Origin of the sequence: Pseudomonas sp. DSP3-2-3, assembly GCF_049898225.1 — a bacterium.
In the GTDB taxonomy this organism is placed as follows: Bacteria; Pseudomonadota; Gammaproteobacteria; order Pseudomonadales; family Pseudomonadaceae; genus Aquipseudomonas.
The window spans coordinates 92,974-108,036 of the sequence record NZ_JAFCXH010000008.1 but is presented as its reverse complement, the minus strand read 5'-3'; the positions used below and the strand labels follow the sequence as shown (position 1 = coordinate 108,036).

The 15,063-nt window shown below is 58.6% G+C and carries 12 protein-coding genes; 6 read left to right on the top strand and 6 right to left on the bottom strand.

Annotation, left to right across the window (positions count from 1 at the left end; translation table 11 throughout):
* Positions 1-22 precede the first annotated feature (22 nt).
* On the top strand, positions 23-1,669 hold the full coding sequence (groL, locus tag ACP7E4_RS11780) for a chaperonin GroEL (protein WP_065832644.1): 1,647 nt from the start codon (positions 23-25) through the stop codon (positions 1,667-1,669).
* A 369-nt stretch (positions 1,670-2,038) separates the two neighbouring features.
* Here groL and ACP7E4_RS11775 read toward each other — a convergent pair whose 3' ends face one another.
* Positions 2,039-2,785, bottom strand: coding sequence for a phosphatase PAP2 family protein (locus tag ACP7E4_RS11775; RefSeq protein WP_426113785.1), 747 nt, complete (start codon positions 2,783-2,785; stop codon positions 2,039-2,041).
* Between the two features lie 183 nt (positions 2,786-2,968).
* On the opposite strand from ACP7E4_RS11775, the gene colR reads away from it, so the two are divergent.
* The 5 genes from colR to ACP7E4_RS11750 all read left to right on the top strand — a co-directional run bounded on the left by colR (position 2,969) and on the right by ACP7E4_RS11750 (position 6,770).
* The gene (colR, locus tag ACP7E4_RS11770; protein ID WP_020292991.1) at positions 2,969-3,652 is read left to right on the top strand and encodes a two-component system response regulator ColR; all 684 of its coding nucleotides are present in this window, start codon (positions 2,969-2,971) and stop codon (positions 3,650-3,652) included.
* Positions 3,642-4,925: a sensor histidine kinase gene (locus ACP7E4_RS11765; RefSeq protein WP_426113788.1), complete on the top strand. Its 1,284-nt coding sequence runs from the start codon at positions 3,642-3,644 to the stop codon at positions 4,923-4,925. The genes colR and ACP7E4_RS11765 overlap by 11 nt, the downstream gene beginning before the upstream one ends.
* A 216-nt stretch (positions 4,926-5,141) precedes the next feature.
* On the top strand, positions 5,142-5,822 hold the full coding sequence (locus ACP7E4_RS11760; protein ID WP_426113790.1) for a class I SAM-dependent methyltransferase: 681 nt from the start codon (positions 5,142-5,144) through the stop codon (positions 5,820-5,822).
* Between the two features lie 4 nt (positions 5,823-5,826).
* Positions 5,827-6,543, top strand: coding sequence for a lipopolysaccharide kinase InaA family protein (locus ACP7E4_RS11755; RefSeq protein ID WP_426113792.1), 717 nt, complete (start codon positions 5,827-5,829; stop codon positions 6,541-6,543).
* Positions 6,543-6,770, top strand: a complete 228-nt coding sequence (locus ACP7E4_RS11750) for a hypothetical protein (RefSeq protein ID WP_426113794.1) — start codon at positions 6,543-6,545, stop codon at positions 6,768-6,770. The genes ACP7E4_RS11755 and ACP7E4_RS11750 overlap by 1 nt, the downstream gene beginning before the upstream one ends.
* A 234-nt stretch (positions 6,771-7,004) precedes the next feature.
* On the opposite strand, the gene ACP7E4_RS11745 is transcribed toward ACP7E4_RS11750, so the two are convergent.
* From ACP7E4_RS11745 to ACP7E4_RS11725, 5 genes are all read right to left on the bottom strand, one after another.
* Positions 7,005-10,067 carry a multidrug efflux RND transporter permease subunit gene (locus ACP7E4_RS11745; protein ID WP_426113796.1) on the bottom strand — a complete coding sequence of 1,021 codons (3,063 nt, stop codon included), beginning with the start codon at positions 10,065-10,067 and terminating at the stop codon, positions 7,005-7,007.
* A gap of 14 nt (positions 10,068-10,081) precedes the next feature.
* Positions 10,082-11,233, bottom strand: a complete 1,152-nt coding sequence (locus tag ACP7E4_RS11740; RefSeq protein WP_426113798.1) for an efflux RND transporter periplasmic adaptor subunit — start codon at positions 11,231-11,233, stop codon at positions 10,082-10,084.
* Positions 11,234-11,379: 146 nt separating this feature from the next.
* On the bottom strand, positions 11,380-12,477 hold the full coding sequence (locus ACP7E4_RS11735) for a DUF1513 domain-containing protein (RefSeq protein WP_426113800.1): 1,098 nt from the start codon (positions 12,475-12,477) through the stop codon (positions 11,380-11,382).
* 17 nt (positions 12,478-12,494) lie between these two features.
* Positions 12,495-13,559 (bottom strand): imelysin family protein, encoded by a 1,065-nt coding sequence (locus ACP7E4_RS11730; protein ID WP_426113804.1) that lies wholly within the window; start codon positions 13,557-13,559, stop codon positions 12,495-12,497.
* Positions 13,560-13,589: 30 nt separating this feature from the next.
* The gene (locus ACP7E4_RS11725; protein ID WP_426113806.1) at positions 13,590-15,017 is read right to left on the bottom strand and encodes a di-heme oxidoredictase family protein; all 1,428 of its coding nucleotides are present in this window, start codon (positions 15,015-15,017) and stop codon (positions 13,590-13,592) included.
* Positions 15,018-15,063: the final 46 nt, after the last annotated feature.

Genomic DNA, 15,063 nt, shown 5'->3' with positions numbered 1-15,063 from the left:
AAGTATTTAAGGAATATCGATCATGGCTGCTAAAGAAGTTAAATTCGGCGACGCTGGCCGGAAAAAAATGCTCGCCGGTGTAAACGTCCTGGCTGACGCAGTAAAAGCAACTCTGGGTCCAAAAGGCCGTAACGTCATCATCGAGAAGAGCTTCGGCGCTCCTCTGATCACCAAGGACGGCGTTTCGGTTGCTAAAGAAATCGAACTGAAAGACCGTTTCGAAAACATGGGCGCGCAGTTGGTCAAAGACGTTGCTTCCCGTGCCAACGATGACGCTGGTGACGGTACTACGACTGCCACCGTTCTGGCTCAAGCCATCGTTAACGAAGGCCTGAAAGCCGTCGCTGCCGGCATGAACCCGATGGACCTCAAGCGCGGCATCGACAAGGCGACCATCGCCATCGTTGCTCAGCTGAAACTGCTGTCCAAGCCTTGCACCGACACCAAGGCAATCGCCCAGGTCGGTACTATCTCGGCCAACTCCGACAATTCCATCGGCGACATCATTGCTGAAGCCATGGAAAAAGTGACCAAAGACGGCGTTATCACCGTTGAAGAAGGTTCGGGTCTGGAAAACGAATTGTCTGTAGTAGAAGGCATGCAGTTCGACCGTGGCTACCTGTCCCCGTACTTCATCAACAAGCCGGACACCATGGTTGCCGAGCTTGATGGCCCGCTGATCCTGCTGGTCGACAAAAAAATCTCCAACATCCGCGAAATGCTGCCAGTTCTGGAAGCAGTGGCCAAAGCTGGCCGTCCGCTGTTGATCGTTGCCGAAGACGTTGAAGGCGAAGCCCTGGCGACTCTGGTTGTGAACAACATGCGCGGCATCGTGAAAGTTGCAGCCGTCAAAGCCCCTGGCTTCGGCGACCGTCGCAAGGCCATGCTGCAGGACATCGCTGTCCTGACCGGCGGTACCGTAATCTCCGAAGAAATCGGCCTGAGCCTGGAAACCACTACCCTGGAACACCTGGGTAATGCCAAGCGCGTTGTGCTGAACAAAGAAAACACCACCATCATCGACGGCGCCGGCGTTAAAACCGACATCGACTCGCGCATCGCTCAGATCCGCCAGCAAATCGGTGACACCACTTCGGACTACGACAAAGAAAAACTGCAAGAGCGTCTGGCCAAGCTGTCCGGCGGCGTTGCAGTCATCAAAGTCGGCGCTGGTTCCGAAGTTGAAATGAAAGAGAAGAAAGCCCGCGTTGAAGACGCCCTGCACGCAACTCGTGCAGCCGTTGAAGAAGGCGTGGTACCTGGCGGTGGCGTGGCTCTGGTTCGCTCGCTGCAGGCAATCGAAGGTCTGAAAGGCGACAACGCCGATCAGGACGTCGGTATCGCTCTGCTGCGTCGCGCTGTAGAAGCTCCACTGCGCCAGATCGTTGCCAACTCCGGCGACGAGCCAAGCGTGGTTGTCGACAAGGTCAAGCAGGGTTCGGGTGACTTCGGTTACAACGCTGCTACCGGCCTGTACGGCGACATGATCGAAATGGGTATCCTTGACCCGACTAAAGTGACTCGCTCTGCTCTGCAGGCTGCGTCCTCGATCGCCAGCCTGATGATCACCACCGAAGCGATGATCGCTGAAGTGGCAGACGACGGTAAGTCGTCTGGCGGCGGCATGCCGGATATGGGCGGCATGGGTGGTATGGGCGGCATGATGTAAGCCAGCTTTACCCCCAAAGCAACACCCCAAAAAAACCCCGCCTTGTGCGGGGTTTTTTTATGGGTTGGCTTCATAGCTCCGTTGGAGACTCTATGTCTGAGGGCAACCGCCACGCGCCGCACAAGTAATGTCTGAACCGACGCCTTCCCGGACAAATCCGGTCCCACTAGATCGCGCTGATTTTGTGGGACCGGATTTGTCCGGGAAGACGGCATTCCAGTAGATGCAAATGCATAGGCTGTACGTCCTATCGCGAATGTTGCGTAGATCTGTTGGAGCGAGGCTTGCCCGCGAAGACCGATAACGCGGTGTGTCTGACACACCGCTATCGCGGCCGTCGTTACCTCCGAATGCTCCCACGAAATTTATTTATGCGCCTTCAGCCCGCTCCGCTCCAACCACCCGCGCCAGTTTTGGCACTGGCCGGTACAAGACCGCGTAATACGACCCCAGACAGATCAGCCAGCAGAACACCGCTGTCCACACGTTATGCGAGAAGAAGTGCGCACCTTGCAGCATTCGCCCGACGGAAAAGGCGATTCCAAGCCCTAAGGCAAAGATCAGCCCCGCTTTTGCCAACCGCGGGCGGCGGTCACGGAACATGAAGAACAGCGCAAACAGGGTAAAGCCGGTCGCCGCATGGCCGCCGGGCCAGCAACGCCCCGGTTTGTCAGTCTCGGGACGCGGGCTGAGCAATTCGCTGTAGGTTTCCTTGCCGCCAAACTCGGTCAGGCTCCACGGGCATTGCACCGAGGTCAGCACTTTGACCGGCGTGACGAAGCTGGTCGACAGCGCCATAGACAGTACCAGACACCCCAACTCCCGACGCCATGGCATCAAGCGCTTGACCTTGAACGATGCGATGAACGCGACCAGCGCCAACAGCCCTGCGGCAATCACTGCATTCTTGGCCCAGTCATGCATGACGTTTTCGAGGAAATAGCTATGTCTGCCGATGAAGTCGCCCGCAGCCGGGTCATAGGCCAGCTTGGCGATGCCCATATCCAGGTCCGTCAGTTCCAGCAGAATCAGAACCAGGGCGGTTAGTGCAGGAATGCCCAGGCCTATCCATAAGTTGAGCGGGCGCGAGTAAGGCAGGATGGAAACTCTCGACATGTCGGATCCAGATCAGCAGAAGGGAAACCTCGCGCAATAGGCAGAGGTGCGACTAGTCTGGTTTCCAGGCTGTCGTTAACCCGTGAACCGCTGGTGAAAAAAACGTTAAGCCATTCGACGCTGGTTCTATGACTGACTTGGCCTTAAGCTGCGCCAGCCTTATTGCATACGGAGAGGTGCACCATGCGAATTCTGCTCGTTGAAGACAACCGCGACATCCTTGCCAACCTCGCGGACTACCTGGGCATGAAGGGCTATACGGTCGATTGTGCACAGGATGGCCTTTCCGGACTGCATCTGGCGGCAACCGAACATTACGACCTGATCGTACTCGACATCATGTTGCCTGGCATTGACGGCTATACCTTGTGCAAACGCCTGCGCGAAGACGCCCGACGCGACACGCCGGTCATCATGTTGACCGCTCGTGATCAGCTGGACGACCGCCTCCAGGGCTTCCGCTCCGGCGCCGACGATTACCTGCTCAAGCCATTTGCATTGTCCGAGCTTGCCGCGCGTATTGAAGCGGTGTTGCGCCGTGCCCAGGGTGGCGGTCGACGCACCTTGCAAGTCGCCGATCTGATCTACGACCTGGATACCCTGGAAGTCACCCGCGAAGGGCGCCTGCTCAAGCTCAACCCGGTGGGGCTGAAACTGCTCGCGGTACTGATGCAGAAAAGCCCGCACGTGTTGCGCCGCGAGATTCTCGAAGAAGCCCTGTGGGGCGATGATTGCCCGGACAGTGATAGTCTGCGCAGCCACGTTCACCAGTTGCGTCAGGTGATCGACAAGCCGTTTGCCAAACCGCTGTTGCAAACCGTGCATGGTGTCGGATACCGCTTGGCCGAGGGCCGAGATGGAGTTTAAGCAAAGCCTCGCCCAGCGGATCATCATTGCCTTTGCTCTGATGAGCGCACTGGTGGCGGGATCTTTCGCCATGGGCATCGTCGCCACGGTACACCTGGTCGAAGAAAAACTGATTTCCTCAGGTCTGGGCGGTGATCTCAATCGCCTGCTGTTGATGGACAGCGTCAGCGACTGGAGCCACAGGCCCGAGCCCGACCAGCTGTTCTATTTCAGCGGCGGTCCGGGAGATTTCGACGTACCTAAAGACTTGCGCCATCTGGAACCGGGATTTCACGAGGTGTTTCGCGGGCCGCTGTCTTATCACGCGATGGTCGAAGTGGTCGACGGTCGACGTTATGTGCTGCTGCAGGATCAAAGCGATTTCGAAGAGCGTGAGCGCGTGCTGTTTGCCGTGGTGTTGGTCGGGTTCGTGCTGGCACTGGCCCTGGCTGTGTTTCTTGGCTGGGTCCTGGCTCGGCGCGTCATGGCGCCGGTTGTGCGCCTGGCCAGGCAAGTCCGGCACCGCGATCAACTGCTCGGGCTGGCACCACCACTGGCGCCGGATTATGCGGCGGACGAAGTGGGTGAACTGGCCGTGGCGTTCGACGCAACACTGGGCCGCTTGCGCAGCGCCCTGACTCGCGAACGTATGTTCACCAGCGATGTGAGCCATGAATTGCGCACGCCGTTAATGGTGCTGGCCAGTTCCTGTGAACTGCTGCTTGAGAATCCTGCGCTGGATACTCGCGCCCGTGCTCAAGTGGAGCGCATCGCTCGCGCCTGCGAAGAAATGCGCGACCTCGTGCAGACTTTCCTGATGCTGGCCCGCACTCAGCGTGAAGACGCGACCATGACGCCGAAAGTAGGCCTGTGCAGCGTCGCTGAACAGCTGATTGCGTTGTGGCGTGGTCCCATCGAGAGCAAAGGGCTGACGCTTAATTTCCATCCGGCCGCAGCGGACCAGTCGTCGGAAACTGTGTATAACGCCACATTTTTGCACGCCGTCATGGGCAATCTGCTGCGCAACGCCCTGCATTACACCGACAGTGGTTTTATTACCCTCACGTTACAAGCCGAAGGCTTCATGGTGGAGGACAGCGGGGTGGGCATTCCGGAAGAAAAGCGCGAGGCAATGTTCGAACCCTTTGTGCGCGGCAACGAGCAGCGCGGCGAAGGCCTCGGGCTGGGCTTGTCGCTGGTGCAGCGGATCTGCGAAAACCAGGGTTGGACCGTGAGTCTGAGCCCGATGGATCCCAACGGGTGCCGATTCAGCGTCACCCTCAAAGCCAGATAAATTCCGACGAAACAAGGTGTTGCTCCGCCGTTACGGTTGTCGTTTCACCCATGAGAAAACCGTCATTGTGACAAATAGTGGCGGCGGGCTATCTCTAAGTCATTGTAAAATCTGGAAACATTTACCCAGGCCAAGTAACGCTTTTTTCACATAAACATGACCTGACGATGACGCTGGGCTGACTAAGTTGGCCCCATCAGAAGCAGGAGATCCACCATGAGCAAGCGAATCGAGCTCGAGTTTTCCCGTAAATACAATCAACAACATGCGCAAAAATATTTACAGAAACATCAGGACAATATGTCTCGACGGTTGTCTCACAGGCGCGATGAGCAGCTGGCACGCAAAGCACTGAAGCTGGCGGGTGATCCTGGGCTGGTGCTTGATCTGCCTTGTGGTGCCGGTCGCTTCTGGCCGCTGTTGGCGGAAAAGCCCAACCGGGTGATCATCGGCGCGGACAATTCTGCTGACATGCTCAGCACCGCTTGCAAGGCCCAGCCCGCCGAAGTGGTGAAACGGGTACAGCCTTTGCAGACATCAGCCTTCGCGATCAACCTGCCCGACAATGCCGTGGACAGTATTTTCTGCATGCGACTGCTGCACCATGTGGGCGACGCGGCCCACCGATTGACGCTATTGCGTGAATTTCAACGTGTTACCCGCGACAGCGTGATCATTTCCCTCTGGGTCGATGGCAATTTCAAAGCCTGGAAACGCAAGCGCAGCGAGCAAAAACGCAGCCGCGAAAGCGGGCAGGAAGGTTACCAGAATCGTTTTGTGTTACCCGTTGCAACCGTTGAAGCCGAATTCGAACAGGCAGGTTTCAGAATCCAGGAGCGGATGGATTTCCTGCCGATGTACGCCATGTGGCGTGTCTATTTATTGCGCAAGAGGTAACAGGATGGGCGTGGAAGGTGTAGCAGAATCGACAGTTGGCCAAGGCGAGCGCTTTGCCTATTTCTGGAACCAGCGCGGTGAATGGGTAGAAGAGCCCAACATCCGGCGCGGTGGTGAAAGCGGCGTGCAGCGCGTCCTGACTGAAAACGGTCGGCTTATCTACATCAAGCGCCAGACGGGCCACATCTACCGCAGTTGGCTGCATCCTTTCGGGCGTCCTACCGTACTGCGCGAGCGCGACGCGCTGGAAGGCCTGCGTCAGCTCAACGTGAACGTACCGAAAATGATTTTTTGTGGTGCCGAGCGTGACGAAAACAATGAGTGGCGTGCGCTGTTGGTGACTGCCGCCCTGGACGGTTTCGACGAAATCGAGAACTGGTATGCGGCCGGTGGCCGCGAGCGTTACGGTGAAGCGCTGCACGAGCAAATGCTCCATGAACTGGCAGTCAATCTGGCGCGCATGCACCGCGGCCGTTGGCAACACAGCTGCATCTACATCAAGCACGTCTTCGTCCGGGTCGTTGGCGAAGGTTCCGAGGCAAGGGCTGAAGTCGCGCTGCTGGATCTGGAGAAGTGCCGCCGTCGCCTGACCCCATACGCTGCGGCCCAACACGACATGAAACAACTGCGTCGCCATTCGTCATTCAGCCCTGCGGACTGGCAGAAACTGGTCTACTTTTACGAAGCAGCGTTTGGCAGCGCTATCAAAGGTTTAGGGTAATGAAGCTAGAACTGGCTCGAGGTCTTTTTGTAGTGGGTGCGTTGGCTGTTGCTTCTGTTGCTCTCGCCGCCTGGGAACAGCCGGGTACGAAGATCTTGAGTGCTCAACATGGTGAAGGGCATTGCCCTTTGCCCAGAGTCGCCAAGGTCGAGCAGACCGTAAAACCAGACCACGATCTACTGCTGTTGATGTTTGGCCTGGCCCAGGGTTCAGGGCCGCAACGTTAAGATTCAACGCAAAACATAACTGACTGGTGAGGCCCCGTTTTCGGGGCCTTGTTGTGTGTGTCTGACGCAGCGCCGCCTGTCCCACCGTCTTCGGGGACAAGTCCCTTCCTACCGTTCGAACGGGGGTTGGGGGGAGCGGCTTTTTTGGGGAATCTGTCCCGTCCTCTCCCACAAAGGCAACGCGTACTCCGACACTGAAATAGGTGTAAACCTATTTCGGGGCTAGACAATCTGTCAGTTCAACCGCGCAGGCTGTGCCGCCGGTGCGGCGATTTTCTTGTCCGGCGCCGCCAGAAACGTATAGACGCAAGGCAGCACGAACAACGTAAACAACGTCCCGACTGACATTCCCGTGGCAATCACGGTGCCAATATCAAAGCGGCTCACTGCGCCAGCGCCGGTGGCCAGGATCAACGGCACCATGCCAAAGACCATTGCCGCCGTGGTCATCAATACTGGCCGCAGCCTGATGGCCGCCGCTTCTTCCACCGCCTCCCTGGCCGACAGACCCTTGTCGCGTCGCAGCTGATTGGCGAACTCCACAATTAGAATCCCGTGCTTGCTGATCAGGCCGATCAAGGTCACCAGCCCGACCTGGGTGTAGATATTCATGCTCGAAAGCCCCAGGAACAACGGGATCAAGGCGCCGCAAATTGACAGCGGCACGGTCACGAGAATCACCAGCGGGTCACGGAAACTTTCGAATTGCGCCGCCAACACCAGAAAGATGATCGCCAGCGCCAGGGCGAACGTCACCCATAGCGCGCTGCCTTCCTGCACATACTGCCGCGACGCGCCTGCGTAGTCGTAGGCAAAACCTGCGGGGGCTTCTTCGCTGGCGATCTGGCGAATGGTTTCGATGGCTTCGCCCATGCTGACAATCGGGAAGCCCTGGATGATCGCCGAGTTGAGCTGCTGGAATTGATTGAGCTGGCGCGGCCGTGCGCGGTCGCTGATTTTGATCACGGTGGACAGTGCCAGCAGCTTGCCGTCGCTGTTCTTCACGTAATAGTTGTTCAGCCAGCCCGGATTGTCCCGATAGGGCCGTTCAACCTGGGCAATCACTTTGTAGCTACGCCCTTCGATGGTGAAGCGATTGATTTCCGCCTCGCCCAGCAGCGTGGCGAGCGTGCCGCCCAGATCCGCCATGGAAACCCCCATCTGCGCGGCCTTGGCCCGGTCGATATCAACCACCACTTCCGGTTTGTCGAAGGCCAGATCGATGTCCAGAAAGGCAAACTTGCCGGACTCCGTGGCCCGCGCCTTGATGCGCTCGGCCACTTGCAGCAACGCTGGGTAATCATTTGGCGTATTGATCACAAACTGAAACGGCAAACCTTCACCGGTCCCCGGAAGCGATGGCAGGTTGAAGCCGAAAATCTGCAAACCACTGATACCCGCCAGCTTTGCCTGAACCTCCGGCAGGATCTCCATCTGCGTGCGACTGCGTTCGTCCCACGGCTTGAGCAGGAAGCCGCCGACACCGGTTTGCACGCCGTTGAAACCGTTGATCTGGAACGACGAATAGTATTCGGGAAACTCCTTGAAGATCTGGATGAACTGATCGGTGTAGCGATTGATGTAGTCCAGGTTGGTGGGCTGCGGCGAGGTCGCCATCATGAAAATGATGCCCTGATCTTCATCCGGGGCCAGTTCCGATTTGGTGAATTTGAGCAACACTGGAATCAGGCACAACACGCTCACCGCAAACACCAGCACCACCGGGCGTGTATTCAGTGTGCCGTGCAACATGCTGCGGTAGCGCGACTTGAGCCGGTCGAAAATCTGGTCGAGCTTGTGCGCCAGACCGCTGGGGTTTTCGTCATGGCGCAGGAGCAGGGCGCACATCATCGGCGACAGGGTCAGCGCGACCACGCCGGAAATCACCACCGCGCCAGCCAGCGTCAAGGCGAACTCCTTGAACAGGGCGCCCGTCAGCCCCTCCAGGAAGCCAATGGGCGCGTAAACCGCTGCGAGGGTGATGGTCATCGAAACCACCGGCATGGCGATCTCTCGTGCGCCTTCAATCGCGGCATCCAGTGGCGTCTTGCCTTCCTCGATATGCCGATGGATGTTCTCCACCACGACAATCGCATCGTCCACCACCAAACCGATGGCCAGCACCATGGCCAGCAGCGTCAGCAGGTTGATCGAGTAGCCCATCAGTTGCATGAAGAACAGCACGCCGATCATCGACAGCGGAATGGTGATCACCGGGATCAGCACCGAGCGCAACGCGCCGAGAAACAGGAACACCACGACAATTACGATCAGCACCGCTTCGATCAGGGTTTTCACCACCTCGTTGATCGAAGCCTGAATGAACAGCGTCGCGTCGTAGGCAATGGAGACTTTGAGGCTCGGCGGCAGCTGGCTTTCCAGCTCCGGCATGATGCGCCGCACTTCCTTGATCACATCCAGCGGGTTGGAACTGGGCGTGCCCTTGATCCCGATATACACCGACGGCGTGCCATCGAACGAGCTGACCGTGTCGTAGTTTTCCGCGCCCATCTCGACCCGCGCCACGTCGCCCAGCAACACGCGCCGGTCACCGTCGGTCTTGAGCGGGATGGCGGCGAAGGCTTCGGCGGATTTCAGTTCCGTGGTCGCGTTGATGCTGGTCACGACGTACTCGCCCTTGACCTCACCGGCTGCTGAAAGGAAGTTGAAGCGCCGCACCGCATCGGTGACATCCGCCGCCGTGAGGCCAAAGCCTGCAAGACGCACCGGATCGAGCCACAGCCGCATGGCAAAGACCTGATTGCCGAGGATTTCCGCTTCGGCCATGCCCGGCAATGTCGCCAGCTTTGGCTGGATCACCCGGGACAGATAATCGGTGATTTGCGGATTGCTCAGTTCAGAGCTGTAGAAGCTGATGTACATCAGCGCCGAAGCGTCCGCGGCTTCCTTGCTCAGCACCGGGTCCTCGGCATCCTGCGGCAGCTTGTTCTTTACCTCGTTGCCCTTGGCCAGCAACTCGGTGAACAAGCGGTCGCTGTCGGCGCCGATACGCGCATAGATCGAAACAATCGAGAAATTCTGCCGGCTGACCGACGTCATGTAGTCAATGCCTTCCGCGCTTGCCAGACTTTGCTGCAAAGGTTGCGTGATATAGCCCTGAATGGTTTCGGCATTGGCGCCGGGGTACGCCGTGGTCACCGTGATCAGGGCGTTTTCCATCTGCGGATACTGGCGAATGGTCAACTTGCTGAACGCCTGAAAGCCCAGCAACACGATCAGCAGGCTGATCACCGTGGCGAGCACCGGACGACGTATGAACGGATCTGTAAAAGCCATGAAGAACTCCTTGATCAGTCTGCGCGGGGCTGACTGTTCTGTTCGGCTGGCAACGTGGTGTCGGCACTGATCGCGACATGGGCGCCGTTATCGAGTTTGAGCTGGCCACCGCTGACCACTTGCTCGCCCGGCTTGATCCCTTTGCTGATAATCACCAGCCCGTCGCGCCGCTCGCCGGTTTCCACGAAACGCCGCTCCACAGCCAGCTGCGCTTCGCCCTTGGCGTCTTTTTCCGGCTCGCCCTTGGCGTTTTTCTTCGGCACCACGACATACACCGAATTACCATAGAGCGTGTAGGTAATCGCGCTTTCCGGCAGCACGATTTGCGTCTTCGGCCCAGGCAACAGGACTTGCAGGTCGGCGAACATGCCAGGCAGTAATTTGTTTTCGGGATTGGGCAGCGTGGCGCGCACCAACAGGTTGCGAGTGGTTTCGTCGACCTTGGGATTGATCGCGCTGAGCGTCGCCTCGAAACTTTGCTTGGGATAAGCCGCAACATTCACCAGTACTTTCTGGCCCACGGTCAGACTGGGCAGCGCCTGTTCCGGCACGTAAAAGTCGAGATAAAGACGGCTCAAGTCCTGCAAGGTGGCGATGACCGTGCCACTGGCCAGATAGTCACCGACGTCCACCTGACGAATGCCGATGGTACCGCTGAACGGCGCCAGGATGCGTTTCTTCGCCAGGGATGCGTTCAACTGCGCCACGGTGGCACTGGCCTTTTTCAGCTGCGCCACGAGCTTGTCGAAGTCGCCTCGGGAAATCGCCTGGTCGCCTACCAGTTTGCTGCCACGACCCTGTTCCACCTGAGCCAGGCCAAGGTCGGCCTCGGCAGTGCCGAGCAGGGCTTTTTCCACATCGCTGTCCAGCTGAAGTAACGGTTGGCCGACGTGGACTTGTTGCCCGGACTCAAACATCAAAGCCTTGACCGTACCTGCGATCTCCAGACTCAGGTCAACGCCCTGCAACGCCTTGAGCGTGCCGATGGCCGGCAGACGGCTCTGCCACGCACGTTCACTGGCGGTCGCGACAGACACACTGATCGCCGGCTTGGGCGCGCTGAACTGTTGGATTTGTTGATAGACAGAAAAGGCCTTGTAGCCCGCCAGCAGCAACACGACAAGCAGCACCACACCCAGCATGATCAACATACGGCGACGCAGCATATTCACTTCCTTGCAAATACAGGTGAATCAGGCGAGCACGTTAATCCTGCGGCTCATGGAGTGCCTGATAAAAATGTCACGCAATATTACTTTAAACCCGGAACATTGCCCGGGTTATGTCAGCGAGGATGGATGCGTTTTCCTTGTTAAACCAGATGCAAATGGTTGTCCCAAAACCCCGTTGGCAGATCCAGTGGTTTGGCCAGCAGTTCGGTCTGGCGGCAGTCGTAGAAACGGCAGCGGCCCTGGCCCGAGGTGACCACAAAACCATCGGCAACAGCGCCGACGCCGGCGCAATCGGGCAGCGGCGCGTCAAGGCGAACTGCGCCGCTGTCCAGGTCCCAGATGAAGAAGCGGTTGCCTCGTGGCGCCGTGAGCGCGACCAGTCGCAGTTCGCTGTGCACCGCGACGCTGGCGGTGTAATGGCCCATCGCAGCGAGTTGTTGCTCAGCCACGGGAAACGCCTGGAACGGCTGGCCGGGGCGCTTGATTGCCAGTAGCTCGGCGCTTTCGTGAGCATCGCCCATGAATTGCTGGCCAGCGACGATGGTGCCATCGCTGGCAATGCCCATATGGCGCACGCTGTTCATCGATTGGCTGAGGGTTTCCTTGCTCAGCAGGGTGCCGTCGCGCTGCATCAACACCAGGCTGGGCTCCATGGCGTTCAGATTCATCTCGACCCGGCTTTCGGCCTCGGTGCGTATGCCGCCGTTGGCGACCACCAGAGTTTCGCCATCGGGCATCCATGACACCTGATGCGGGCCGATGCCATGCGTGGGAATTTCCCCGGCATGCACCAAACGTTCGCCTTCAAAGCGGTACACACCTAACAAGCCGCGGCCCGGATCGGTGGTGTCGTTTTCGGTGGCATACAGCCATTCACCGCTGCTGTGAATGACGGCGTGCCCATAGAAATGTCGATTCGGTTGCGAGGTGATGGTCTGCAACAAACGACCATCCCGCAGATCGATCAAATAGCTTTCGGTGCCGGGACGACGGGCCACGAACAACGCCAGATTCAGCGTCGGGTGATTGATGATGTCGTGACAGCGCTGGCCAACCTTTGTCGCGAAGACCTGTTTGCCATCCAGTCGATAACCCACGGCGTAATGCTGGCCATCGGCATCGTCACGAGCTGACAGCAACAGCGGGTCTTTGCCTTTTTGGCGAAACAGCGTCCAGCCGCCCAAGGTGCAAGCACTGAGCAGCAGACTTCCAAGGGCCAGAGCCTGGCGTCGCAACATCATCAAAATCCTCTCGCTCAATCGCCGTCGTTGGCGTTGAAGCCCAGTTGAATGCCCAGCGCCTTGGCCAGCTCGCCTTCATGCAGGCGATGGACCACGTTGAGGCTGTCGTAGAACGCGTTGAGCTGTTGGCGGCCTTCTTCGCTGGCCAGCAGATCAGCCAGCGGCGGCTTCAGCGCAGTCAGCAGTTTACGACTGGCAGCGTAGGCAGCGTCGATCTTGTCGGCCAGTGGTTTCTGCTCGGCGGGCAACAGACCGCGCAGGCCGTGATTATCAACGCCGACCCACACCGTTTCAGCACTGATCAGGCTGGCTTCCAGACTGCTGAGCGATGACTTGCTGCGCCATGCATCGGCCTGGAAAGGCTGCGGCAATCCTTTGGTCTGACGACCCAACGGCGTGCCGAGTTTTTTCTTCAGGCTGTCCAGGGCGGTGACCTGAACCCGCAGCAATTCGGCGATGGCTTCGTGGGAATCGGCATAGCGCTGGTTGGGGAATTTGCTCAACTGGGCAAGCATGCCGTCATTGCTGTTCCAGCGACTGAGGATTTCTTCCGCGAGGGTTTTCTGGCGCTCGCCAATCGCCATCAGCAGCGGGCAGTAACGCGCTTTCTGCTCGGCGTTGGCCATGTCGATTTCGGCGTCGAACAGAATGTATTCGTAGGCCGACAGGCCTTGCACGACAACGCTGGATTTGGACAAGGCTTCGGCGCTGATTTGCGGCTGCGCGGTGACCAGTTGCTCGACCTGACGGCCGACCAGGTTTTTCTTGTCCGGCCAGAACTGCACCTGCCAGGAGCGATTGCCCTCGGCCAGCGGGCCGATCAGCAAGGGCTGCAATTCGGCCCAGGTCTTCTGCGCGTGCAGGAAGTCGGCGCGCGCGGTGGCCAGATCAGTCTTGCCCTGACAGAAGGCGAGGGCGCTGACCGCCAGTTGCCGATCAGCATCGACCCAGCGACTGTACGTCGGCAGGATCACTTGCTTGGCGATGGACGCCGACGTGACCGCCTGTGGATCGGCCGGTGCGCAGGCACCCAAAGCAAGAGCGGCAAGGCTGGTGAAGAGCAACTTGGGACGGAACATGTCCGGCTCCTTATTTTTAAATGAAAGAAGTCATAACGAATTCAGGAATGCCAGCAGCGCTGCGCGTTGCTCGGCATCGAATGCCAATACTTGTCGTTGTGCCGGCTGGGCTTCGCCGCCATGCCAGAGCACTGCTTCGAGCAGATTGCGGGCGCGGCCATCATGCAGAAACTGGGTATGCCCGCTGACTGTTTGTGTCAGACCAATCCCCCATAACGGTGGGGTTCGCCACTCGCGGCCTGTAGCCTGAAATTCGGTGCGATTGTCAGCCAGTTCTTCGCCCATGTCGTGCAGCAGCAAATCGCTGTAAGGACGGATCACCTGATCGGCCAGCTCCGGCTCGGCGGCATCATGCGCGGTCTTGAACTGCGGCGTATGGCATTGCTGGCAGCCAGCTTTATAGAACAAATTCTTGCCAGCCAACACTTGCGGATTTTCAACGTCTCGTCGAGCGGGTACGGCCAGATTGCGCGTGTAGAACAGCACCAGTCGCAAAATGTTGTCGCTGACCTCGGGCTCGCCGTCCGGACCATTGCCGTCGGGCGCCGCAAGGCAGTCAGTTTGCGCGGGCGTGCAGTCATCAAACATTCTCAGGCTGGTGGTCAGGCCCATATCACCAGAGAACGCGTGAATGTTTTGTTGATTGACGTTGGGCTGTCCGGCCTTCCAGCCAAACTTGCCCAGTGCGACTCTCTGCGCAGTGTCGTCCCAGACCCAGTTCGGACGCCCGGAAATACCATCGCCGTCTGCATCGTCCGGGTCGGCATTGGCCAGAATCGCCGCATCAGGAATCGCCTCCAGCAATCCGAGGCCAATCATCGGCGGGGCGATACGCGCTGACGCGCGGGTTTCAGGATGCATCGGGCCATAACCCAACTGCGTGATGCTCAAGGTTGGTTTGCGCAGTTCGACTTGCGTCCCGTCCCGGAAATGCACCGGCAGCGGCTCATACTCAACGCGCACGCGGCCTTCCGGTGTAACGCCAGGGATCGACATATCCTGCAACTGCCCGCCATAAGTCGGCTCGGGCAAAATGCCGGCGGTTTTAATCAACTCGGCATGGATGGGATTATCGGGTATCGACAACCGCACTAGCATCGACACCGCATTGCTGTCACCGTTTTCAGGTGGATGGCCGCGGCCGTCCTTGATGTGGCAATTCTGGCAGGCGTTGGTATTGAACAATGGGCCCAGGCCGTCGCGGGCCGTGGTGGTCGAAGGCGCAATCACCCATGGGCTGCGAAAGAAGCTATTGCCGACGCTGAAATCCAGCCGCCGCACAGGCGAAAGATTGGCTGAAGGCAGCGAAAACGCGTTGCGATCAGCCTTGTTCACTGTCGCCGCCCCACCCGACAACGCTTCCCCCGGCTCCGCCTGGGTAAAACGCGGGGCGTCATCGCACCCACTCAACGCCACGGCGGCGAGCAGAGCAAAGATCGGACGAAGCGACGTAATCATAAACATCCTGCAACCAGCCCAAAATCGGGGCGTGCAAGCTTAACAG